Origin of the sequence: Micromonospora sp. NPDC048935, assembly GCF_043197875.1 — a bacterium.
GTDB lineage: Bacteria > Actinomycetota > Actinomycetes > Mycobacteriales > Micromonosporaceae > Micromonospora.
Map to the genome: position 1 here is coordinate 332,476 of NZ_JBICTZ010000007.1, position 21,604 is coordinate 354,079.

At 71.8% G+C, this 21,604-nt stretch carries 26 protein-coding genes; 9 read left to right on the forward strand and 17 right to left on the reverse strand.

Annotated elements, in window-relative coordinates:
• Window positions 1-105: 105 nt before the first annotated feature.
• Window positions 106-438 (forward strand): STAS domain-containing protein, encoded by a 333-nt coding sequence (locus ACGFIW_RS21245; protein ID WP_393318206.1) that lies wholly within the window; start codon window positions 106-108, stop codon window positions 436-438.
• A 109-nt stretch (window positions 439-547) separates the two neighbouring features.
• On the opposite strand, the gene ACGFIW_RS21250 is transcribed toward ACGFIW_RS21245, so the two are convergent.
• Complete coding sequence (locus ACGFIW_RS21250; protein WP_393318209.1) at window positions 548-862, reverse strand: hypothetical protein; 315 nt, start codon at window positions 860-862, stop codon at window positions 548-550.
• Between the two features lie 201 nt (window positions 863-1,063).
• On the opposite strand from ACGFIW_RS21250, the gene ACGFIW_RS21255 reads away from it, so the two are divergent.
• The 3 genes from ACGFIW_RS21255 (at window position 1,064) to ACGFIW_RS21265 (ending at window position 4,173) form a co-directional block, all read left to right on the forward strand.
• Window positions 1,064-2,041 (forward strand): DUF2267 domain-containing protein, encoded by a 978-nt coding sequence (locus tag ACGFIW_RS21255; protein WP_393318212.1) that lies wholly within the window; start codon window positions 1,064-1,066, stop codon window positions 2,039-2,041.
• 114 nt (window positions 2,042-2,155) lie between these two features.
• Window positions 2,156-2,938 carry a spermidine synthase gene (locus ACGFIW_RS21260; RefSeq protein ID WP_393318215.1) on the forward strand — a complete coding sequence of 261 codons (783 nt, stop codon included), beginning with the start codon at window positions 2,156-2,158 and terminating at the stop codon, window positions 2,936-2,938.
• Between the two features lie 143 nt (window positions 2,939-3,081).
• On the forward strand, window positions 3,082-4,173 hold the full coding sequence (locus ACGFIW_RS21265; RefSeq protein WP_393318218.1) for an AI-2E family transporter: 1,092 nt from the start codon (window positions 3,082-3,084) through the stop codon (window positions 4,171-4,173).
• A gap of 11 nt (window positions 4,174-4,184) precedes the next feature.
• Here the strand turns inward: ACGFIW_RS21265 and ACGFIW_RS21270 are convergent, their stop codons facing one another.
• The 3 genes from ACGFIW_RS21270 to ACGFIW_RS21280 form a co-directional block, all read right to left on the reverse strand.
• A complete protein-coding gene (locus ACGFIW_RS21270) occupies window positions 4,185-5,486 on the reverse strand; it encodes an NAD(P)/FAD-dependent oxidoreductase (protein WP_393318221.1) in 1,302 nt (433 codons plus the stop codon).
• 246 nt (window positions 5,487-5,732) lie between these two features.
• Complete coding sequence (locus ACGFIW_RS21275) at window positions 5,733-6,260, reverse strand: GNAT family N-acetyltransferase (RefSeq protein WP_393318223.1); 528 nt, start codon at window positions 6,258-6,260, stop codon at window positions 5,733-5,735.
• Complete coding sequence (locus ACGFIW_RS21280; RefSeq protein WP_393318226.1) at window positions 6,257-6,649, reverse strand: winged helix-turn-helix transcriptional regulator; 393 nt, start codon at window positions 6,647-6,649, stop codon at window positions 6,257-6,259. The genes ACGFIW_RS21275 and ACGFIW_RS21280 overlap by 4 nt, the downstream gene beginning before the upstream one ends.
• Window positions 6,650-6,743: 94 nt before the next feature.
• Between ACGFIW_RS21280 and ACGFIW_RS21285 the strand changes: the two genes are divergently transcribed.
• Window positions 6,744-7,418 (forward strand): NAD(P)-dependent oxidoreductase, encoded by a 675-nt coding sequence (locus ACGFIW_RS21285; RefSeq protein ID WP_393318229.1) that lies wholly within the window; start codon window positions 6,744-6,746, stop codon window positions 7,416-7,418.
• 117 nt (window positions 7,419-7,535) lie between these two features.
• On the opposite strand, the gene ACGFIW_RS21290 is transcribed toward ACGFIW_RS21285, so the two are convergent.
• Both ACGFIW_RS21290 and ACGFIW_RS21295 read right to left on the reverse strand, forming a co-directional pair.
• A complete protein-coding gene (locus ACGFIW_RS21290; protein WP_393318232.1) occupies window positions 7,536-8,273 on the reverse strand; it encodes a VOC family protein in 738 nt (245 codons plus the stop codon).
• Window positions 8,274-8,380: 107 nt separating this feature from the next.
• Window positions 8,381-8,938, reverse strand: a complete 558-nt coding sequence (locus ACGFIW_RS21295; protein ID WP_393318235.1) for a TetR-like C-terminal domain-containing protein — start codon at window positions 8,936-8,938, stop codon at window positions 8,381-8,383.
• Between the two features lie 111 nt (window positions 8,939-9,049).
• Between ACGFIW_RS21295 and ACGFIW_RS21300 the strand changes: the two genes are divergently transcribed.
• Complete coding sequence (locus ACGFIW_RS21300; RefSeq protein WP_393318238.1) at window positions 9,050-9,766, forward strand: MBL fold metallo-hydrolase; 717 nt, start codon at window positions 9,050-9,052, stop codon at window positions 9,764-9,766.
• Between the two features lie 147 nt (window positions 9,767-9,913).
• Here ACGFIW_RS21300 and ACGFIW_RS21305 read toward each other — a convergent pair whose 3' ends face one another.
• From ACGFIW_RS21305 to ACGFIW_RS21325, 5 genes are all read right to left on the reverse strand, one after another.
• On the reverse strand, window positions 9,914-10,207 hold the full coding sequence (locus ACGFIW_RS21305) for a DUF6510 family protein (RefSeq protein ID WP_357080490.1): 294 nt from the start codon (window positions 10,205-10,207) through the stop codon (window positions 9,914-9,916).
• 35 nt (window positions 10,208-10,242) lie between these two features.
• Entirely contained in the window at window positions 10,243-11,007 is a 765-nt protein-coding gene (locus tag ACGFIW_RS21310; protein WP_357558528.1) for a ferredoxin reductase, read from the reverse strand.
• 7 nt (window positions 11,008-11,014) lie between these two features.
• Window positions 11,015-11,614: a sulfite oxidase-like oxidoreductase gene (locus tag ACGFIW_RS21315; protein WP_357080493.1), complete on the reverse strand. Its 600-nt coding sequence runs from the start codon at window positions 11,612-11,614 to the stop codon at window positions 11,015-11,017.
• A 75-nt stretch (window positions 11,615-11,689) separates the two neighbouring features.
• Window positions 11,690-12,715: a TerC/Alx family metal homeostasis membrane protein gene (locus ACGFIW_RS21320; RefSeq protein ID WP_393318241.1), complete on the reverse strand. Its 1,026-nt coding sequence runs from the start codon at window positions 12,713-12,715 to the stop codon at window positions 11,690-11,692.
• A gap of 206 nt (window positions 12,716-12,921) precedes the next feature.
• Complete coding sequence (locus ACGFIW_RS21325; protein ID WP_393318244.1) at window positions 12,922-13,332, reverse strand: DUF2267 domain-containing protein; 411 nt, start codon at window positions 13,330-13,332, stop codon at window positions 12,922-12,924.
• A gap of 158 nt (window positions 13,333-13,490) precedes the next feature.
• On the opposite strand from ACGFIW_RS21325, the gene ACGFIW_RS21330 reads away from it, so the two are divergent.
• Window positions 13,491-13,763, forward strand: a complete 273-nt coding sequence (locus tag ACGFIW_RS21330) for a DUF2795 domain-containing protein (protein ID WP_357080502.1) — start codon at window positions 13,491-13,493, stop codon at window positions 13,761-13,763.
• Between the two features lie 42 nt (window positions 13,764-13,805).
• On the forward strand, window positions 13,806-14,468 hold the full coding sequence (locus ACGFIW_RS21335; protein ID WP_393318248.1) for a DUF1345 domain-containing protein: 663 nt from the start codon (window positions 13,806-13,808) through the stop codon (window positions 14,466-14,468).
• Between the two features lie 275 nt (window positions 14,469-14,743).
• Here ACGFIW_RS21335 and ACGFIW_RS21340 read toward each other — a convergent pair whose 3' ends face one another.
• From ACGFIW_RS21340 to ACGFIW_RS21355, 4 genes are all read right to left on the reverse strand, one after another.
• Complete coding sequence (locus tag ACGFIW_RS21340; protein WP_393318251.1) at window positions 14,744-15,412, reverse strand: hypothetical protein; 669 nt, start codon at window positions 15,410-15,412, stop codon at window positions 14,744-14,746.
• Between the two features lie 154 nt (window positions 15,413-15,566).
• A complete protein-coding gene (locus tag ACGFIW_RS21345; RefSeq protein ID WP_393318253.1) occupies window positions 15,567-16,541 on the reverse strand; it encodes a pirin family protein in 975 nt (324 codons plus the stop codon).
• Window positions 16,542-16,772: 231 nt separating this feature from the next.
• Window positions 16,773-17,360 carry a hypothetical protein gene (locus ACGFIW_RS21350; protein ID WP_393318256.1) on the reverse strand — a complete coding sequence of 196 codons (588 nt, stop codon included), beginning with the start codon at window positions 17,358-17,360 and terminating at the stop codon, window positions 16,773-16,775.
• A gap of 702 nt (window positions 17,361-18,062) precedes the next feature.
• A complete protein-coding gene (locus ACGFIW_RS21355) occupies window positions 18,063-18,374 on the reverse strand; it encodes a MazG-like family protein (protein ID WP_393318259.1) in 312 nt (103 codons plus the stop codon).
• Window positions 18,375-18,764: 390 nt separating this feature from the next.
• Here ACGFIW_RS21355 and ACGFIW_RS21360 point away from each other — a divergent pair, with 390 nt between their 5' ends.
• Window positions 18,765-20,135, forward strand: a complete 1,371-nt coding sequence (locus ACGFIW_RS21360; protein ID WP_393318262.1) for a hypothetical protein — start codon at window positions 18,765-18,767, stop codon at window positions 20,133-20,135.
• A 57-nt stretch (window positions 20,136-20,192) separates the two neighbouring features.
• On the opposite strand, the gene ACGFIW_RS21365 is transcribed toward ACGFIW_RS21360, so the two are convergent.
• Together ACGFIW_RS21365 and ACGFIW_RS21370 are read right to left on the reverse strand one after the other, a co-directional pair.
• Window positions 20,193-20,948, reverse strand: a complete 756-nt coding sequence (locus ACGFIW_RS21365; protein WP_393318265.1) for a hypothetical protein — start codon at window positions 20,946-20,948, stop codon at window positions 20,193-20,195.
• A gap of 196 nt (window positions 20,949-21,144) precedes the next feature.
• Window positions 21,145-21,597 carry a VOC family protein gene (locus ACGFIW_RS21370; RefSeq protein WP_393318268.1) on the reverse strand — a complete coding sequence of 151 codons (453 nt, stop codon included), beginning with the start codon at window positions 21,595-21,597 and terminating at the stop codon, window positions 21,145-21,147.
• Window positions 21,598-21,604: the final 7 nt, after the last annotated feature.

Sequence of the window (21,604 nt, forward strand, 5' to 3'; positions counted from 1 at the left end):
CCCAGCGCGGCTCGCGAGGCACCGTCACCAGTACCTGAGCGGGGCGGGCGCAAGCGTCGCCGGCCCCCGACTTGCGTTCGTCCGCCCGGCTGGGAACATGGTGGGATGTCCGACCAGCTGTTGACCATCGAGACCACCCGGCTCGACGCCGGGCACGTCCGACTGCGGCTGACCGGCGAGCTCGACTACGCCTCCGCGCCCGAGCTGATCGCCGTGGCCGCCGACCTTCGCGACGACCAGCAGGTGCTGATCGACCTGACCGGCGTGAGCCTCTGTGACTCCTCCGGTCTCAGCGCGCTGCTGGTGGTGCGCCGCGCCGCCGGGGCGATCCGGCTGACCGGGGCCGCCCCGCACCTGCAACGGATGCTGGACCGCACCGGTCTGACCGAGTTGCTGACCGTGGAGCACACCGCCGACGACCTGCGCGCCATCGGCTGATCCGCGGCCGCCTCCGGTCGGCGGCCGGGCCTTCGACGGCGTCGTCCTGGGCCGCCCCGCCGGGGTGGCCCCCGACCCTGGGACCTGGGGTCGGGGGCCGGAGGAATGTCTAGGGTGTCGTCATCGACTGGAGGCGGGGCCCGTCCTCGCGCAGTTCGCCGGTCGGGGCCGGGTCGACGTCCGCGGGCTCTCCCGAATCGGGCGTCTGATACAGATAGCGGACGAACTGCCCACCCGCCTCGTTGTCGTCCGCGCCGGGCCACTGACCGATGCAGTCCATCCCGATGACCTCACGGCCGGTCCCGTCGGCCTCCTCCAGCAGCGCCCACAGGCTCACCGGGTAACACCTGGTGACCTCCGGTGTGAGCTGCCAGCGGGCGTACCAGCCGCGTCGGGCGGGGACGATCTCGATGATCTGCTTCATGACGACCTTCCTTCCGCGTACCTCGGAAGAACTTCGGTCCTGCCCCGAGCATGCGGGCCGGGTGGGTGAGCACCCCTCACCCCCGCCGGATGAAGCGTCGCGGACACCGGGCCGACCCGGCCCGGCGGCGTCCGTTTCGGCTCCCGGGACGGCGGGAAGGCGACTGGCACAGCCACGATCCCCAGCGGAAGGGGTGCCACCATGCGCAAGCAGATGGAGGGCGACAACCAGCGGCGTCGGGCGCTGGCCCGGCAGGCCCGCGAGCAGAATCGCCAACCCAGCGAGATCGGTGCCAGCCTGAGCGCCTCCAAGCAGCTCACGAGCCTCGATGCGGGCAAGCGGGCCGGCCCACCGTCGGCCGGGCCGCACAAGCCGGACAGTACGCGCGGTGGGCCGGCACCGCCGCAGGTCGGCAGCGCCGACAACCCGCGGCCGCAACCGTCCCCGCCGAGCGGCACGGCCGGGGTACGCGCCATGGGCTACCACGAGCTGGTCGACGAGGTACGGCGTCGGGCCGGGGTCGACTTCAAGACGGCCAAGGTCGGCACCGAGGCGACAGTGTTGGTCCTCGCCTTCGCCCTGGAAGCCGCCGAGCGGCAGCGCCTACTCGCGGCGGTGCCGTCGTCTCTGCACGACGTGCTTCCCGTCGACGGCGTCGAGCGACACCTCGACCTGCCCGGCTTCCTGGCCGAGGTGGGCCGGATCAGCGGCAACACCCCCGAGCAGGCCCGGTACCAGGCGGAGGCGACGATCGCCGCGCTCGCCGCGCAGGATGGCGACCTGGTCGAGTCGTTGGACGTACCGGCCGGGTTGCGGGACCTGCTCAATCCGCCGGAGGCCGGCGGTGGCCTGGTGGGCGCGTCCACCACCACACCCACCCTGGACGCGGACGAGATCGAGGCGGCGCTCGACGACCTGCCCTACTGGACCGGCGACGGTCAGGGCCTCTACCGGGTGGTCGCGCTGCCTCCGGACAACCTGGACCGGGTGCTCGACCGGCTCGACCGGATGCGTCAGGACACCGGGCGCGGCCCGAGCATCGGACGTCCGGGGGACACCGCCGCCGTGTTGACGGTACGAACCAGCCAGGCCGACGGGGTGACCGCGCTCGACGTGGACCTCGCCCACCGCATCGACGACACGATCGACGAGGTGGGAGCCGGGATGGCCGGCGGCTGACCGGCACAGTGGCAGCGACGGGCCGGTGGGCGCGGGCAGTTCCGCTCCGCCGGCCCGTCGGTCGTGCCGGGCCGCGCGTCGGCCGGCGGGTGGGCCTGGGTTAGCGTGCCGGGCATGAGCCGCGCCGCCGACGGGCTGGAGCTGGTCGCCGATCCGGTCCGGCGGACCGGGCGGACCCTGCTGTCCGCCGGCGTCGAGCAGTCGTACGTGGATGTCGAGGATCCCCGGCACCTGCACTTCGAGTACGTCCGGAGGATCGCCTCGGCGGTGGAGGCGGCCGCACCGGCGGGCGTACCGCTGCGTGTTCTGCACCTGGGTGGTGGCGCGTTGACGCTGCCCCGCTGGCTGGCCGCCACCCGGCCCGGCTCCCCGCAACGGGTCGTCGAGCGGGACCCGGCGGTGGTCGAGCTGGTCGCCCGGGAGTTGCCGCCGCTGCCGCCGCAGGTGCGGGTGGAGATCGCCGACGCCCGGGACGCGCTCGCCGCCACCCCGGCCGAGTCCTGCGACCTGGTGATCGCCGACATCTACCGGGCGGCCCGGATGCCCCGGCACGTCCGTACCGTCGAGTTCGCCGCCGAGGTGGCCCGTGCCCTGCGCCCCGACGGGATGTTCCTGGTCAACGTGACGGACCTGCCTCCCCTGGTCGCGACCCGGGTCCAGGTGGCGACGGTGCGGGCGGTCTTCGCCGACGTGTGCGTGCTCGGCGACCGGCGGATGCTGCGCGGTCGGCGCTACGGCAACGTGGTGTTGGCCGCGACGTCCCGACCCGGCGGGCTGCCGGTCGGCCGGCTGGCGGTGGCCGCGCTGCGCGACCCGGTGCCCGGCGGGCTGCTGCACGCCGCGGCCCTCGACACGTTCGTGGCCGGCGCTCACCCGCTCAGCGACCCGGACGACTGAGCGACTTCGGCCCCTCACGGCCCTTGTCCGGCGTGGAATGGCACACCCGCAGAACGGGCGTCGCTGAGCGGTTTCGGCCCCCTCGCCGGATGGGCGTCCGCAATGCCGGGTTTTCGACGGCGAGCGCGGGGAAGGCGCGGCGGATGAGCAACGCCGACGACCGGACGACCGCCCGCCGCACCCTGATCGTGATCGGTCTGGTGCTGGCCACCGCGTTCGCGCTCGCCTTCGTGTACGCGACCCGCCGGGTGCTGGTCTGGGCGGTGGTCGCGGCGTTCTTCGCCGTCGCGCTCAAGCCCCTCGTGGACCTGCTGCAACGTCGTCTCGTGCGGCGACGGTCGCTGGCCACGCTGCTGGTGTTCCTCGTCGTGTTCGTGCTGTTGGCGATCCTGGCCGCGCTCATCCTGGTGCCGCTGTTCGGGGAGTTGGGCCGGTTCGCCGACCGGGCACCGGGGTTGTTGCACGACGCCCGCGCCGGCCGGGGCCCCTGGGGGCACCTGCTGGAGCGCACCGGCGCGCGCCGCTACGTCAGCGAGCACTCCGAGCAGCTCCGTGACGTCGGTACCCGGCTGCGGCAACCCGCGGTGGGCGTGCTGCGCGGCGTCGTCGAGACGGTCGCCGGGCTGGTCACGGTCATCGTGCTGGCGTACCTCATGGTCCTGGAGGCACCGCGGATCACCCGCGGCCTGCTCGCGGTGGCCGGGGACGGTCAGGGTGAGCGGCTACGCCGGGTGGGCCGGGAGGTGTCGCGCACCGTCACCGGCTATCTCACCGGCAACCTGCTGATCAGCGTGCTCTGCGGTGTGTTGACCTTCGTGGTGCTCGTCGTCACCGGGGTGCCGTTCGCGGCCGTGATCGCCCTGCTGGTGGCGGTGGCCGACCTGATACCGCTCGTCGGTGCGACCCTCGGCGCGGTGATCGCGGCCGGGGCCGGATTTCTGCACTCCCCCACCGCCGGGGTGGTGGTGCTTGTCTTCTTCGTGGTCTACCAGCAGGTGGAGAACCACCTGCTCCAGCCGCTCATCCTGTCCCGCGCGGTCCGACTCAACCCGCTGAGTGTGCTGGTCAGCGTGCTGCTCGCGGCGGAGCTGGCCGGCCTGCTCGGCGCGCTGCTGGCCATTCCCGCCGCCGGCATCGTGCAGACCCTGCTGCGCGAGTACGGTCCGCGCCGGCTGCGGCCCGCCCCGCCGGCCGGCCCGGGTGCGCGGTCGGCCGGTCCCGCACACCAGGGCTGAGGCGCGGTCGTTCAGCGGCCCCGGGTCGCCACCTCGGGTGTGGTGCTCTCCAACGGCACCGCGTTCGCCGGGACCAGCCCCAGTTGGACCGCCGAGCGGGTCAGTGCGGCGTCCAGCACCCAGTCGGCGCCGACCCGCGTGCGGTTGCCCGGCATCGCCATCAGGTGGTACGCGCGGGTGACCGTCTTGGCCGGCAAGCCGGCCAGGTTGACCTGCAACGGGTTCGCCGCCGCGTCCTTGCCACCGAGGTCGACGACCCAGCCCAGGTCGTGGTGCTTGTACGGCTTGCGCTTGCCGAAGCCGTACGACGCCGCGATGTTGTGCGCCGCGCGCTTGCCCTGCCGCTGCGCGTGCTGGGCCGTCATCCCGCAGATCTTGCCCGGGTTCACCAGGTCGGGCACGGCGGCGGCGTCGCCGCAGGCGAACACCTCCGGGTAGCCGGGGACGTTGAGGAACTCGTCGACCACCAGCCGCCCCCGGTCGGTGCGCAGACCCAGCTCGTTGACGAACGGGTCGGGGCGCACACCCACGCACCACACCAGGGTGCAGGTCGGCACGTACTCGCCGTCGGTGAGCTTCACCCCGTCGCAGGTGGCCTCCGCCACGGACGTGCCCAGCCGCACGTCCACACCACGGCGGTTGAGCACCCGGTGCGAGGTGTTCGACATCCGCTCGTCCATCTCGGGCAGCACCCGCTGGGCCACGTCGAGCAGCATCCACCGCGGCCGGACCGTGAGCCGGGGCCGCTGGGCGTGCAGCGCGTCGGTGAACAACTGCCCGTGCGCGGCGACCTCGGTGCCGGTGTAGCCCGCCCCGACCACCACGAACGTGGAGCGCGCCTGCTGCTCGGCCGGGTCCTCGGCCTGCTCGGCCAGTTCGAGCTGCCGGACGATGTGATCATGCAGGTAGACGGCCTCGGGCAGGCCGCGGAAGCCGTGCGCGTACTCGGTCACCCCCGGGATGGGCAGCAGCTTGTTGACGCTGCCCACGGCGAGGATCAACCTGTCGTACGCCAGCCGGTTCTTCTCCCCCTCCGCCTGGGTGAAGCCGACCCAACGGTTCTGCAGGTCGACGTGGTCCGCCTCGCCGACCACCACCCGTACGCCCTTGAGCGTCCCGGTCAGCGGCACCGCGATCCGTTTCGGCTCGACCACCCCGGCCGCCACCTCGGGCAACAGCGGAAGGTAGAGGAAGTAGTCGGTGGAGTTCAGTACCACGATCTCGGCCCGGTCCCGGGCGATCCGGCTCAACGTCTTCGCCGCGTGGTAACCGGCGAACCCGGCCCCCACGATCACCACACGAGGTTTCGTCATTGCGGGCCGTTTCCCGTCGGAGCCCCGAACAAACGTCGGGCGCGGTCAGCTCGGCTGAAGCCGGACGTGGCCGCTGCGGCCCACCGCCTCCAACTCCCACTGCTGGCCGAACGCCCGGACCAGGGCTGGCAGGGGTCGCGCGAACGGCAGCCATGACACCCACCGTAAGGAGCACGGAACTGGGCGTCATCACCCGGTCCGGGTGAAAGTGCGGACTCCGCCCCTGCGGTGACGCCCTGCCGCCGGTCAGGTGGGGTTTGGTGCGGTGATCGCCCAGCGCTCGTGGTCGCGCCAGGCGCCGTCGATGAACAGATAGTCCGGGGAGAAGCCCTCCAACCGGAACCCGAGCTTGCGGGCGACCCGGCGGGACGCCTCGTTGCCCGGTTGGATGTTGGCCTCCAGCCGGTGCAACCCGACCGTGTGGAACGCGTGGTCGATCACCAGCGCGACACCCGCCGAGGCGTGCCCGGTGCCGCTGTACGGCTGGAACGCCGCGTAGCCCAGGTAACCGCCGCGCAGCGCGCCCAGCACGATCCCGCTGATGTTCACGTAGCCGGCGATCGCACCGCTGGCCCGGTCGCAGATCAGGTAACCGGCACTGTCCCGACGACGGATCCGCCGCAGGTAGCGGTCGTACTCCTCCGGTGTGGAAGGCGCGACCAGCCACGGGTGGTGCAGGTCCCGACTGCGCCGCGTGGCAGCGACGAACTCCCCGGAGTCGGTGGGCCGGGGCCGCCGGATCGCGGCCGGACCACCGGTACGCAGGTATCTCACGGCCGACCACCCTGACCGACCGGTGCCGCTCCTGTCCACTCCTCCCGAGCCCTGAGCAGGGCGGGGAGATGATCCCTGCTCCAGGCCCGCGCCGCCTCGATAAGCGTCAACAGGGTGCGCCCCAGCTCGGTGAGCTCGTACTCGACACGGGGCGGATTCTCCGGGTACGCGGTGCGCACCACCAGCCCGTCACGTTCCATCGCCCGCAGGGTCTGTGTCAGCACCTTCGGCGTGACGGTGCGCAGGGGCACCCGGATCTCGGTGAAGCGGCGGGGCCCGTCCTCCAGACAGAGCACCACCATTCCGGTCCACTTGTCACCGATCTGGAATGGCATGGCACCGGACGGGCACATCGGATCGAACATCTCCGGATCCAGATCCGTCACCATATGCCCCAACCTATCCCAGTTCCTTTGCAGTAACCAGTATCTCGTAGATACCGTTCCCGGGGTCCACAGTGACAACCACGCAAGGGACGGATTCATGAGCGGCATTGCCATCTTCGGGGCGGGCGGCAGAGCGGGACGGGCCATCACCGCCGAGGCGCGCGCCCGTGGTCACCGGGTCACCGCGGTCGTCCGGAATCCGGACACGACGGGCGACATCGGCGCGGACGGCGTCGCGGTGGTGCGGGGCGACGTCACGGACCCGCGCTCCACGTTCACCATCTCCCGAGGTCACGACGCCGTGGTCAGCACGGTCAGCCCCGCCTCGGGACCCGAGGCCCTGGCCGCCCTCGGCCGCCTCGACGACCAGTTCTACGTCAACGCCGTCGACGCGCTCCTGCACGGAATGACCGAGGCCGGAGTGGGTCGCCTCGTCCTCATCGGCCTGTTCGCCAACCTTCGCGACGAGCACGGCCGCCTGGTCCTGGACGACCCCGCGGTGTTCCCGAGCCACCTGCGCCCGTTCGCCCTGTCGCACACCGCCGGCCTGGACCGCCTCCGCGCGGCGGACACCGCTGTCGACTGGCTCATGCTCACCCCGCCGGCGATGTTGGACGTGGCGGGCCCCCGACTGGGCCGCTACCAACTGGGCGGGGACTCGGTCCCCCCGGCGGGATCCTCGACCCTGTCGTACGCCGACCTCGCGGTCGCGGTGATCGACGAGATCGAAACCCCCCGACACCACCGCACCCGCGTCTCGGTCTTCGACTGACGTACGCCGTCCGCACCCGACGCGGGCCTCCGGGCCGTGGACGGCGCCAGGGTCTGTGTCAGAGCGCCTGGCCGGCCTGCGGCGGGCCCAGCTCGACGGAGGACTTCGACACAGACCCTAGCGGGGCGTCAGGAGCCAGAACTCCCCGTCGTCCGGGTCGGCCATCAGCACTCGGCCGCCGGCAGCGCTCGGGTCGGCGTCGACGACCGTCGCTCCGAGCGAGACCAGACGGTCGATCTCCGTCCGCCGGTCAACGCCGGCGGCCGGGGCGATGTCGAATCGCACCCGATCCCGGCCCCCGTTCGGCATGTACGGCGGACCGCCCCACGAGATCTTCGTACCGCCCTCAGGTGACTGGATCGCGGTCTCCTCGCCCTGGTCCCAGACCAGCGGCCACCCCAGCGCGGCGCTCCAGAAGTAGCCGACCTTCCGCGAGCCGTCGCAGGCGAGCGCGCCGATCGGTCCGCAGCCGGCGAGGAACCCGTTGCCCGGCCCGATCACGTCGAACTCGTTGCCCTCGGGGTCGGCGAGCACCACGTGATCGTCCGCCGGGTCCTGGCCGATGTCGATGTGTCGCCCGCCGAGTTCCAGTGCCCGGGCCACCGACCGCCGCTGGTCCTCCAGGGAGCTGCTCGTCAGGTCGAAGTGCATCCGGTTCTGGACGACCTTGGGCCGCTCGTCCGGGGCGAAGCGGATCCGGAAATCGGTGTCGGTGGCGGGCAGGAGCAGGACGCCGTCGTGCGGGTCGTCGACCATCTCCCGGCCGAGAAGCCCCGACCAGAACCCCGCGAGTCGCAGGGGCTGGCGCGCGTCGAAGCTGATCGCGAACAGGTGTGCCGTCATCGCTTCGCTCATCTCCCCTTCGGGCCGGACGCCGTGCCAGCCGTTGGAGCGGAAGCCTAGGGACGAGCCGGGTCACCCGCACCCGAGTTTCCGGCGCGGCGGCAGGCCCTTACCGGCTCTCATCGGGCGAGGGCGTCGGCGAGACGGGCGATGCCGAACTCGTATGCCTTGTCGACGTCGCCGCCCAGTTGGAAGGCGCCGGCCAGTTCCATGCTGACGAATCCGTTCGCCCACGCGGTGAGCGTGCGTGCGGCTTCCAGGGCGTGGTGTTCGCCGGCCAGGTTCGTGGTCACCCGCAGCACGGGTTCGACGGCGTGGGTGAGGGCTTCGATGCTGGGCCCGACGAGGTCGGATCTCGGAGCGAAGATCAACTGGTAGCCCCTCGGCCGGTCGTGCGCGAACGCCCGAAAGGCCCGGGCCAGCTCGGCCAGCTCGCGGCGTGGGTCGGTGTCGGCACCGATCGCCGCGAGCCGTTCGCCGAGGTCGCGGACTGTGGCTTCGGTGATGAGGCGGATCAGGTCGTCGCGGTTTCGCACCCGCTTGTACAGCGACGGTGCGCGTACGCCGACCCGGTCGGCGACGGCCTGCATGGTCAGGCCGGGAATGCCCGCCGTCTCCAGGATGTCGCGGCCCGCGCGGACGATGGCGTCGAGGGACGTCCGGTCGGGCGTCGGCATGCCACTCTCCTCCGGGTCGTGGGTTCGCTGCGATGGCTATTGACCGTAGCCATGATGGCTAGGTAGCATAGCCATCATGCAGACGATAGCAATCCCGGCACCGGTGCGGCGATGAGGCTCGGCCCGCACCTGCGCCGCATCGGCAACGACATCGTGGCCGTCTACCTCGTCGACACCGACGAGGGCGTGACAGTCATCGACGCCGGCCTGGCCGGGCACTGGCGCGAACTGCTGGCCGAGCTGTCGGACCTGGGCCGCTCGGTGGACGACATCCGCGGTGTCGTCCTCACCCACGGCGACACCGACCACCTCGGGTTCGCCGAACGGCTCCGACGCGACCACGGTGTGCCGGTCTACGTGCACGAGGCGGACGCCGCCCGCGCGCGGGGCGAGGTCAAGGCCGCCACCTCGTGGGGCAAGATGAAGCTCGGTGCGACGGCAGGCTTCATCTGGTACGCGATGCGCAGGGGTGGGCTTCGCACCACCCACCTCACCGAGGTCGTCGCCGTGCACGACGGCGTCGTGCTCGACCTGCCCGGCGCGCCGCGCGTCATCGGCGTCCCCGGGCACTCGCCGGGCAGCATCGCCATCCACGTGCCGATCGCCGACGCCGTCTTCGTCGGTGACGCCCTGACCACCCGGCACGTGCTGACCGGCCAGCGGGGCCCGCAACCCGCGCCCTTCACCGACGATCCCCACCAGGCGTTGGCGTCTCTGCGCCACCTGGAGGACATCCAGGCATCGTGGGTGTTACCGGGCCACGGCACGCCGTGGTCCGGTGGGGTCACCGAGGCGATCCGCGCGATCAGGACCGTCGCCAGCGCCTGAAAACGGCCAGCCGGCGTTCACCCGCGGCAAGGTCACCTCGGTTTCCTTGAACTCGAGGCAACCGCGACATCCGGACACCGCGATTTCAAGAAACCCGAGTTGATCATGCCGCGCGGGCGCGCGGGCCGGCGCGGACGCGCGGGCCGATCAGAGCGGGCTGGGGAACGGCTGTTCCATCGGCATCGGCACCTGGAGGAACGTGGTACCGCGCAGGTCCAGCCAGGCCCGGTCCGGTCCGCGGACCAGTCGCAGCATCACCGCCTCGCAGGACGGGCAGCGGGCGACCAGGCCCGGGGCGTGCGAGTAGACGTGCAGGCTGGCCATCGAGCCGGTCGTCCCGCAGTTTTCGCAGCGGCCCATCGCGGTGCTCAGGTCGACGGTGAACAGCTCGCGCATCGGGCCGTCGAGCATGTTGCCGTCCAGGTACGACATCTCGGTCATCGGATCTCCTCGGCGGTACGGGAGCGGGCGGGCGGTCAGCCGGTGGGGCCGAAGCGTTCGGTCTTGACCCGCCGCGACGGGTGACCCAGCCCCACCAGCAGGTCGGCCACGGTCTCCACGAACGCGGTCGGGCCGCAGACGTAGGTGAGCGGCTCCAGGTCCGGTGGCCAGCCGTGCGTGTTGACGTCGGCCAGCCCGATCCGGTGCGGCTCGCCGCGCCAGCCCTCGGGCGCCTCGCGGGTGTAGACGTACGCGATGTCCAGGCCGAAGTCGTCGCGGATCCGGCGGCGCAGCTCGTCGGCGTAGATCACGTCGCCCGGCGTCCGCACGGAGTAGATCAGCCGGAACGGCGCCTTGCTGCCGGTCGCCCGCCGGGCGCGGATCATCGCCATCAGCGGCACGATGCCGGAACCACCGGCAACGAGCTGCACCGGCGCGGTCTCCTCGGGCCGCCAGATGAACCAGCCACCGAGCGGTCCGCGGACCTCCACCGGGTCGCCGTCGGCGAAGACGTCGATGAGGTACGGGGACACCTCGCCGTCGGGCACCCGCTGGACTGTCACCTCGATGCGGGGGCCGCCCGGGCCGTCCACCACCGGCCCGGCGATCGAGTACGACCGGGCCGCCTGGTAGCCGTCCGGCGCGGTGAGCCGCACGTCGACGTGCTGCCCCGGCAGGTGCCCCGGCCAGTCCGGCACCTCCAGCACCAGGGTCTGCGCGGTCGGTGTCTCCACCCGGCGCTCCACCAACCGGCTGACGTGCCACTTGTTGGGTGCCCGGCTCGGCGTGCTCGTCGCCACGGCGCGCTCAGTCACCCTGGTACCGCTGCTCGCGCCACGGGTCGCCGTAGTCGTGGTAGCCGGCGGTCTCCCAGAAACCGGGCTCGTCCATCGTCTTGAGCCGAAGACCGCGGACCCACTTGGCGGACTTCCAGAAGTACAGGTGCGGCACCAGCAGCCGGGCCGGCCCGCCGTGCTCGGCGGGCAGCGGCGCACCGTCGAAGGTGTGCGCCACCCAGGCCCGCCCGCCGCGCAGGTCGTCGAGCGGCAGGTTGGTGGTGTACCCCCCGTAGGAGTGCGCCAGCGCGAAGTGCGCTCCGGTGTCGACGCCGTCGAGCAGCGTGTCCAGCGAGACGCCCTGCCAGGTGGTGCCGAGCTTGGACCAGCGGGTGACACAGTGGATGTCCACCATCGGTGTCTCCTGCGGCAGGGCCATCAACTCCTGCCACGACCACCGGTGCTCGCTGCCGTTCTCGGCGGAGATGACGAACTCCCAGGTGTCCAGAGAGACCCGGGGCGTCGGGCCGGCCGAGAGCACCGGGAAGTCCTCGGTCAGGTACTGACCCGGTGGCAGAGCCGGCTCCTGCGTTCGGGGCCGACCCTGAAAGCCCGGTGACACGATTCCCATGGCACAGTCGTACCATCCGCGCCGCCCGGCCGGGAGCTTTCCGGCGTACCTCCCGGTCGTCGCGGCGCGGCGCGGTCAGTGCCGCTCGGTGACGACCTCGCGGTCCTCGGGCACGTCGCCGCCCCGGGTGGCGCGCAGGCTGGTCAGCGTGACCACCACCAGCACACCGATGATCACGCCGAGCGAGGCCAGGGTGGGGATCTGCGGCACGCTGTCCCAGATGCCGTGCGCCCAGTGCAGACCCAGTTTGAGGCCGATGAACGCCAGGATGACGGCCAGGCCGTAGCTGAGGTGCACCAGCCGGCTCAGGGCCGCGTGCAGGACGAAGTAGAGCGCCCGCAGGCCGAGCAGGGCGAACGCGTTGGTGGCGAAGACCAGGTACGGGTCCTCGGTGATGCCGTAGACCGCCGGCACCGAGTCGACCGCGAAGACGATGTCGGTGGCCAGCACCGCGACCACCACCAGGGCGAACGGGGTGAGGGCCCGCCTCGCGCCCTGCCGGACCGTCATCCTGGTGCCGTGGTACTCGTCGACCACCGGCATGACCTTGCGCAGCAGCTTCACCGAGCGCATCTTGTTGATGTCGACTTCCTGCTCGTGCCCGGACATCGCGTCGCGCAGCAGCTTCACCGCCGTGGCGATGAGGATGATCGCGAAGAGCAGGAAGGCGAAGTCGAGGGTCTGCAACGCCGCCGCGCCGAGGGCGATGAAGACGGCCCGCAGCACCAGCGCGCCGGCGATGCCGTAGAGCAGCACCCGCTGGGCGAGCACCGCCGGCACCGCGAACGCGGCGAGCAGCAGCATGAAGACGAAGAGGTTGTCGACCGAGAGCGACTTCTCCACCAGGTAACCGGTCAGGTACTCCACACCCTGGTCGGAGCCGAAGCGGGCCCAGAGCCAGCCACCGAACGCCAACGGCAGGGCGATGTAGAACGCCGACCAGCCGATGGCCTCCCGCATGGACACCTCGTGCGGGCGGCGGGTGACCAGGAAATCAAGCACCAACAGCAGCAGCACGCCGACGATGGTCAGCGCCCACATCGTGGGCGTGCCCACCGACGCCAGGTCGCTGGCGGCGGACAGATATGACACGTCACTCATTGGGGTCTCCTCGAACACCGTCATGTTCGAGGTCTCCTTCACCCATCACCTGATGGGCAACCACCCGAGGCGCGCCGGGCGCGCCGTACTGACCGGAATGGTTCGTGGGAAGTACTCCCCTCGCACGACAAGGTTAGGCCGTGCCGAATCGCCATGCCAAGCGGGACGTCGATGGTTGCCCTGGTAAACCGCTGTGTAGGACCCGGTCAGGCACGGCGCAGCGTCGCCCCCGGAGCCATCGCCTGCTCCACCAGGCCCCGATAGTCCCGCGGTAGTTGCGTGGCCACGTCATCGAACTCACCACCGGTGATCGCCTCACGCAACGTGGTGAAGACCGCCCGCGTGGCGTCCCGGGCGGCCGGCTCCTGCACACGTGCGCGCGACGCCACCCGGGCGACGAACTCGGCCGCCCCGAACCGGTCCGCCTGCTCGGTGCTCGGGCTCGGCTTGAGCACGAGTTGCAACGGTTGGGGCAACTGGGCCGCGAGATCCAGAACCTCACCGCCGGTCAGCCGCTCGGCGAACGTCTTCAACACCGCCCGGGTCAGCTCGACCGCCCGCTCGGACGACGTCGCGGTGCGCTGGGAAACCTGGTCGATGAAGGTGTCGTAGTTCATCGCGTACTCCCTTGAGGCTCGCGTCGGCGCCTGCGGGTACCCGCCGGCGCCGAGGGGAAACGGCGCCGGCATTTCTCCCCGGTGTGGGCGTGACCGTCCGGCGGGCGGGTAACCGCCGCCGGTCGTGACCACATCGATGCCCCGAGGGAGCCCACGCCATGGCGAGCTACGCCGACGTCCTGCAGTACCTGTCGAGCCTGGACTACCCGGCCGAGAAGAGCGACGTGGTCCGCGAGGCCGAACGAGAGGGTGCCCCGCCGGACGTGCTGAAGGCGTTGCGGGCCCTGCCACCTGTGGACTACGCCAACGGCACCGAGGTGGCCCGGTCGGCCGGCATCGAGGCCGCGCCCGAGGTGGGCCCCGCCCAACGGGCCGAGCAGGCCCGGGACAAGACGCACAACCGGGTCTCGCAGCACCTACGCGGCATCTGACCCGACGGTGGCGGCCACGGCTGCGACACACGGAGTTCGCCGATGACCCGGCCGCCCTCGCGCCCGCCCGACGTGCGCTTCCCGGCCGCCGTGCAGCTCGCCGTGGTGGCGGTGGTCGGCGTCATCGCCGGTTTCCTCTTCGCGCTGCTGTTGCCGCTGCCGCTCGCCGCGCTCGCCGGCTGGGACGTGGGCGCACTGAGCTGGCTCACGCTGGTCTGGCGCAAGCTCTGGCCGATGGACGCCGAGCGGACCGCCCGACTGGCCGTACACGAGGACCCGAACCGGGCGATCCGGGACGCGCTGCTGCTCGTCGCCTGCCTGGCCAGCCTGCTCGCCGTGGGACTGGTGGTGGCCAGCGCCCAGAGCGCGCCGCCCGGCCTCGGCCGGGAAGCACACGGCGGGCTGGGCGTGCTCAGCGTGGTGCTCTCCTGGTTCGTGGTGCACACCGTGTTCGCCGCCCGGTACGCCCGGATCTACTACACGGGCCCGGATGGCGGGGTGAACTTCAACCAACCCGACCCGCCGCGCTACTCCGACTTCGCGTACGTCGCGTTCACCATCGGGACGACGTTCCAGATCTCCGACACCAACCTGACAAGCAACGAGATGCGTCGTACGGTGCTGCGGCACTCGATGGTGTCGTACCTGTTCGGCGCGTTCATCATCGCCGTGACCGTGAACCTGCTGGCCGGCCTGGCCCGCTGAGGCGGCGGCTGTGCCGTTCCGGCCGCGCGGACCCCCGGGAGTGCGACACGGGGCGGGGCCGTTTGAAGGGCCGGGACAGGCGGGCGCCCCTGGTCACGAACCGCGACCCAGGGCGCCACGCAAGCCTGCCCAGGCGGTGAACCACGCCCGAACCGGTCGCGGTCACCAGGCGGTGGATGCCCGCTCGAACCGAGCGGGCAGCACTGCCGGGTCCAACCATACGACAGAACATCCTCCGTTTGGTCAGAATTTGACGAAGTGTGGGCCAGGGCACGTCACGGTCGACCGGTCACCTCCGCGTACCGGTGTTCCAGGTCGACCCGGGCCAGCGCCCCCACCAGCCAGGCCAACTGCTCCGACTCGCCACTGGCCAGGCCGGCCAGGTCGTCCGCCGACCGCCCCAGCCCGAGCCGACGCGCGGCGGCCAACGCCCGACGGTCGGCCACCGGGGCCACCTCCCGCCACAACGCCTGCGCCTCCCGGAGAAACAACTCCACGACCTGCCCGTCCACACCCGGAAGCTCGGCGAGCAGCGCCCGCTCCCGGCGCGGGTCGTGCCGTGCCACCGCCCGCAGGCGGCGCAGATCGCCCCGGTACCGCTCGACCACCGTGCGTGCCAGGTCGCCCAACACGTCGGCAAGCGCGTCCACGTCGCCACGCTGACCGCTGGCACGCAGCACGCGTACCCGATCCTCGTGCAGCGAACGCGCCAACCGGGCGGCGCTGTCCCATCCCTCGTCGCGCACCGCCCGCGCCCCGTCCAGCGCCCGGCGGAAGTCGCCCCGACGGGCCAGCAGCACCGACAGGTAGAGCACCTGGAACAGGCTCGCCGGGTTGTTGGTCACCCGGAAGCCGTACTGCTCAGCGAATCCCCGCCCGCTGCCGGCAAGCCGGCGCGCCAGTCGCTTCCGGTCCGCCACGGGCGTCATCAGAGTGGTCGCCATCCCGACGACTACCCCACCACCAAACCCACACACCCCGCGCCCCCGCGCCGCGCCCGCCCCGCTGATCTTGCAGTTTCTGTCGCGACAAATGACGCTGAACGCCGCATTACGGCGACAGAAACCGCAAGATCGACGGGGTGTGGGCGGGGTGGTTTCAGCCGTGCAGGGTGCCGGTGCGGTCGCGGGCCTTGAGGCGGGTGGTGGGCAGGGTGGGGGCCGGCAGCGGCGGCGCCGAATCATCGGCGACCACACCGAAGCGCGCGTCCCCCGCCATCCAGTCCTCCCGGGCGGCGGCGATCTCCTCGTGCGAGCGGCCGACGAAGTTCCACCACATCACCAGCGGCTCCTCGAACGGCGTACCGCCCAGCAGCAGCAGCCGCGCCCCAACCCCGCCCCGCACGGTCAGCTCCCGGCGGCCCGAACCCAGGTAGAGCAGCGCCCCCGGCTCGAACCCGACCCCGGCGGCCTCGGCGGACCCGGACATCGCCAGCGCGGCGTACTCGAAATCGGGCCGCAACGCCAGCGTCGTCGGCGCCTCGCCGCGCAGCTCGACCTGCACGCCGACCAGCGGGGTGTGCACCACCGCCGGTGACCGCCGCCCGGCGAACTCGCCGACCAACAGGGTGAGATCCAGATCGCCGTCGCGCCAACGCGGCAGGTCGGCGTGGTGCGCGAAGTCCGCGGCACCGGCCCGCGCCGGATCCGGCAGTGCCACCCAGAGCTGCACGCCGTGCATCACCGGCGGATGGACGGCCGGCGAGCGCTCGGAGTGGGCGATGCCGTTCCCCGCGGTCATCACGTTCAGTTGACCGGGCCGGATCGGCTGGACGTTGCCGAGGCTGTCACGGTGCAGGATCTCACCGTCGAGCAGCCAGGTCACCGTCTGCAGGCCGGTATGCGGGTGCGGCGGCACCTCCATGCCGGGACGCTGTGCCACATCGTCCGGGCCAAAATGGTCCACGAAACACCAGGCGCCGACCATCCGGCGGGCCCGCTGCGGCAGCAACCTCCGCACGGTGGTGTACCGACCCAACGGCACGTCGTGGCCGGGCAACAGCACACTGCCGGGATCCACGTCGGCCACGCCAGGTGGCCGGGTCTGCGCCAGCATCGATTCAGTCCGCTCCACCGCCCGACTGTACGCGCACGCCCACCCGTCGCCGCAGCGCTTCCTGCTCAGGGGCCCACCGAGAGCCGGACCGCGTTCGTGGTCGTGCCCGTGGTCGCGTCCGTGGTCGCGTCCGTGGTCGCGTCCGTGGTCGCGTCCGTGGTCGCGTCCGCGTCGGGGAACGCCGCTGGCCGGCACCCGAGTTGCGGGGTGCCGGCCAGCGGTCGATGTCCTGCGGTGGTGTGCGGTGGGTCAGCTGTTCCAGTACTGGCCGACCAGGTCGGCGGCCTGCTGCTCCCACTGGGCGTAGGCGTCCGGGTAGGCGGAGACCTGGACGGTCTGCGCGGCCTCGGTCAGCGGCATGTCCTGCCACCCGTCGACCTGCTTGAGGCCCTTGAGGAACGCCGTCGTCGAGTAGGCCGGGTCGGTGATCTGCTCCGGGGTACCCCAACCACTGGACGGACGCTGCTGGAACAGACCCAGCGAGTCATGGTCGTTCATGTCGCCCAGGTGGCCCAGGTTCTCCAGCTTCGACTCCTGCAGGCTCGTCGCGATCGAGACAACCGCGGCCCGCTCCGGCAGACCGGCCTTCTTCGTGGCGGCGATGATCGCCTTGGCGTTCGCGGTCTGCTCGTCGTTGAGGGTGATCCGGGACTGGTCGCCCTGGGTGCCGTGCGGGATCAGCTTGGCGGGGTCAGGCTTGTCAGCCTGCACCGCGACCGCAACCGGCCGCGCGTCGACCGCAGTCGCGGCGTGAGCGGCGATCGGGCCGGCGAACACACCACCGGCGAACGCGAGACCAGCAACGGACAGCACGCTCTTACGCATGATCGTGTTCATGGGGGTAGCTCCTTCGGGGGTAGGACACCCGACCGCACCGATCGGGGGAACGGCGACGGCGGGTGTGAGCACCTCGTCCGGCGCTGCACATACAAAGGGGGAAAGTCTTCGGGGTCGACGGCCTGCGAGCGGGGGCTCGGGGCGCCGGGTCCAGGTGTAACGACCGGGGGGCCGGGGTCATTCCGGGGGTGGCCCACCTGCCGGCACCCTCGTGAAGGCGGTGCCTGCGGTCGCTCGTGGGGACTGCAACGACCGAGGGCCGGGGGTCATTCCGGGGGCCGGGCCGACCCTGGCATCCGGTCGAGCGGCGGTCTGCAACGATGCGGTCCGGACCGCTGTTCCAGCCCCGCTACCTGCCGTTCTCGCCCCAGGAGCGGGGCGCTGAGCGGTGGTCCTGCGATCGTCAGGGTGTGTAACGACCCCGCCCCGGCCATCATTCCGGCCCACGGGTGCGACCGGTCACACGCCAAACACCCCAAAGCGGACAAGCGCCCCGGGCCACCGCGCCCATCCCGTCGACCATGAGGCTGACGGGTCCGGCAGAGAGCACATCGCCCGTCAACCTCATGATCGACGCGGGTGACGGGCGATGATCGACTCGACTTTCTGAAAACCAGGGCGTCGCACCGCGTTGGAAACCGCGACTTCCTGAAAGTCGAGTGGATCACGACCCGCGGTGGGCGCGAACGCGCGGAGCGCCTTTCAGGTGGTGAGGCGGGAGCGCACCTTGGCGGCGCAGGCGTCCAGGACGGTTCGCGCGTCCAGTCCCAGGCTCTCGATGGCCACCAACGCCGTGAACGCGACGTCGGCCAGCTCCGCAGCGACATCCTCGTGGGTGTGCGTGACACCTTTGCGAGGATTCTGGCCGAGCACACCGATCCAGGCGGCCGACGCCTCCCCCGCCTCCTCGGTCAGTTTGAGGATGCGGCAGGTCAGCTCGGTCTGCCCGGTGCCGTTCGCCGCGTCCAGCCAGTCGCGCGACGCCCGGGCCGCCTTCCAGATCAACTCGTCCACGCCGACCAGTCAACCCGACCGGCCCACCGACTCGGGCAACCGGGTACGCCCGCCGGGCGGCGAGGATCGCGCACCCCGTCACCGGGGCGCGCAGAGGCGGTGGCGGGCGGGACACCGGAGCCGGACGGGGCTCGCGGAGGCGGTGGCGGGCGGGACACCGGAGCCGGACGGGGCTCGCGGAGGCGGCGGCGGGCGGGACACCGGAGCCGGACGGAGCGCGCGAGGGCGTTCGGCAGGACCTACTGCTCGGCCGGACAGTCACGCTTGACCAGCCGGTCAGCGTAGCCATTGACACATATCTACGGCCGCCCTAGGTTCAGGACGCTACCGGCCGGTAGGCAACCGTCCCGCCTGGTCGCCCCGGGGCGACATCCGTGATGGGGAGCATCGATGCTGTCCGCACCCGTTCGTACCCTCCGCCGCCTGCTCGCCACCACCGTCCCGCTGATCCTGGCGGTCGGGCTGGTCGGTGCCGCACCGGCCAGCGCGACCGATCGGGACCCGGGTGGCGGCCAGCCACTGCCCGGGTACACCGTCGAGATCCCATCGTTGGCCCCGCTGGTCGTGGGCGGCAAACCGACGACGGTACGCCAGGGCGTGCACCGCCACGCCGGGTACCTGATCGAGGTCCCCGCCCGGTGGAACGGCGACCTGGTGCTGTGGGCGCACGGCTACCGCGGGCAGGGCAGGGTGCTCTCGCCGGAGCCGCCGGCCTTCGGGTTGCGCGAGCGCCTCCTGGAGCAGGGGTACGCCTGGGCGTCGTCCTCGTACGACCGCAACGGCTTCGACATCCGCTCCGGAGTGCTGGGCACCAGGGATCTCGCCGACCACTTCGGCCGGACGGTTCGCCGGCCACAGCACACCTACCTGGCGGGGGTGTCGATGGGCGGGTACGTCATCGGTCGCTCGCTGGAGCAGTACCCCCGCTACTACGACGGCGCGCTGCCGATGTGCGGGGTGCTCGGTGACCAGACGTTGCTGGATTTCTATCTGGACTACAACCTGGTCGCGCAGGCGCTCGCCGACGTGCCGGCCCATCCCACTCCGGCCGACTACCTGACCAACGCGGTGCCCCGCATCCAGGTGGCGCTGGGTCTGGCGGGGTTGACTCCCACCGGGCCGGACACCACCACCGAGCGGGGCAGGCAACTGCGGGCGATCACGGTGAACCGTTCGGGCGGCCCTCGTCCCGGTGCGGACGCCGCGTTCGCCGTGTGGAAGGACTTCCTCTTCTCGATCAGCGTGCCCACCGGGAGCGGCAACTCCCCCGCCCAGCGGCCCGGTCAGCTCTCCACCAACCTGCTCACCCGCTACACCCCGAACAGCCCGGTCAACGTCGACGCCGCCGTGCGGCGGGTCGCACCGGAGAACGTCGTGCAGCGGCTCCTGCCGACGTTGACCGAGGTGCCGCGGATCGCCGGTCGCCCCAGCGCGCCGGTGCTCAGCCTGCACGGCCTCGGTGACCTGTACGTGCCGTTCAGCATGGAGCAGGCGTACGCCGCCGACGTGGCACGGCACGGTCGCGGCGGGCTTGTGGTCCAGCGGGCCATCCGAACCACGCAGCACTGCGAGTTCACCCCGGCCGAGGCCGGCGCCGCCTGGGACGACCTGGTGTCCTGGGTACGCACCGGCAAGCGCCCGGCCGGTGACACCGTGACGGATCCGGGGGTGGTGGCCCGACCCGACTACGGTTGCCGGTTCAGCGACCGGGACGCGTACGCCGCCGGGGTCGGCACCCGCCGCCTCTACCCGGCCTGCTGAGCGACGACGACGCCGGCCGGCCCCCGGATCGGGAGCCGGCCGGCGGTCGCACGGGTGTCACCACATCTGCTGGACGATGTCCGCCGCCTGCTCCTCCCACTGCGCGTACGCGTAGGGGAAGGCGGAGACCTGGACGGTCTGCGCGGCGGCGGTCAGCGGCAGGTCCTGCCAGCCGCCGACGTTCCTGAGCGCGGTGAAGAACGCCGTGGCGGCGTACTCCGGGTCGGTGATCTGGTCGGGCGTGCCCCAACCGGACGACGGACGCTGCTGGAACAGGCCCTGTGAGTCGTGGTCGTTGTACGCGCCGAGGTGGCCGAGGTTGTAGAGCTTCGACTCCTGCAACGAGGTGGCGACGCCGATCACCGCGCCCCGGTCGCCGACACCTGTCTTCTTGGCGGCGTCGACGATCGCCCGTGCGTTGGCCAGTTGTGCGTCGTCGAGCGGGATGCGCGACTGCGCGCCTTCGATGCCGTGTGGGATCAACTGGTCGCGGCTGGGCTTACCGGCCGGCGGCTTGCCGGTGGCGGAGCCGGTGGTCAGCCCCGACTCGACGGGCTGGTCCTCCTGCCGGGCCGGGGTGGCGGCCTTTGCGGTGGCCTTGCCGGTGGCCAGGTCGATGGCGGCCACGGCGCCCTGGTGCGGTCCGGAGGTGACCGGCGCGGCGGCCGCGGTCGGTGCGAGCGCCAGACCGCCGAGGGCGACCACACCCACAGCGCTGAGTGCGGTCTTGCGGTACGAGTCCTTGGCGATGGCGGGGAGCCATCGGGTGTCCTTGGCGATGGCGGGGAGCCATCGAGTGAAGTCGACCTTCACGATGGTTGCCCTCTCGATCGTGCGGAGCGCTCCGGGGTGAACGCTCCTGGGGAGATGACCGCGGAAGAGGGTTTGGGTTCCGGCGGTACGGGGGACACAACCGAGTTCACGTGTCGGGCATTCCGGAAATGCTCGGGCGCTCCGCCGGCCCGCCCAAACGGTCGAGATCGGCGGTTGGGGCCCGGAGGGCCCTGGGTCACCCGTTGTCGGTGTCGTCCCGGACATCCGCTTCGGGCGTTCGAAGCTCCTCGAAGATGGTGATCTGGAGGTCGGCGGGGGCGTCGAGGCGGGAGTTGAGCGACTGCCACGGGGTGCGCGTGGGCGGCGCGATCTCGCTCGCCCCGGCGGCGACGAGGCGGGCCGTCGTCGCCCGGGCGTCGTCCACCTCGAAGGCCACCCGGATACGAGGCGCGACCTGTCGCCCCACCTCGACCTCGTCGATCATGCGTTTCTGCGCCGGGTTGGCGATCTCCAGGGTGGCGCGGCCGGCGTCCAGGATCACCACCCGGGCGTCCCCGTCGCCGCTGAACGCGGCCTCCTCGGGCAGGCCGAGCGCGTCGCGGAAGAAGGCGACGGCAGCCTCGTGGTCGGCGGCCTCCACCACGAGACGCAACTGACGGACGACGGGTACTGGCGAGTCGGCGGCCATGAGCGGG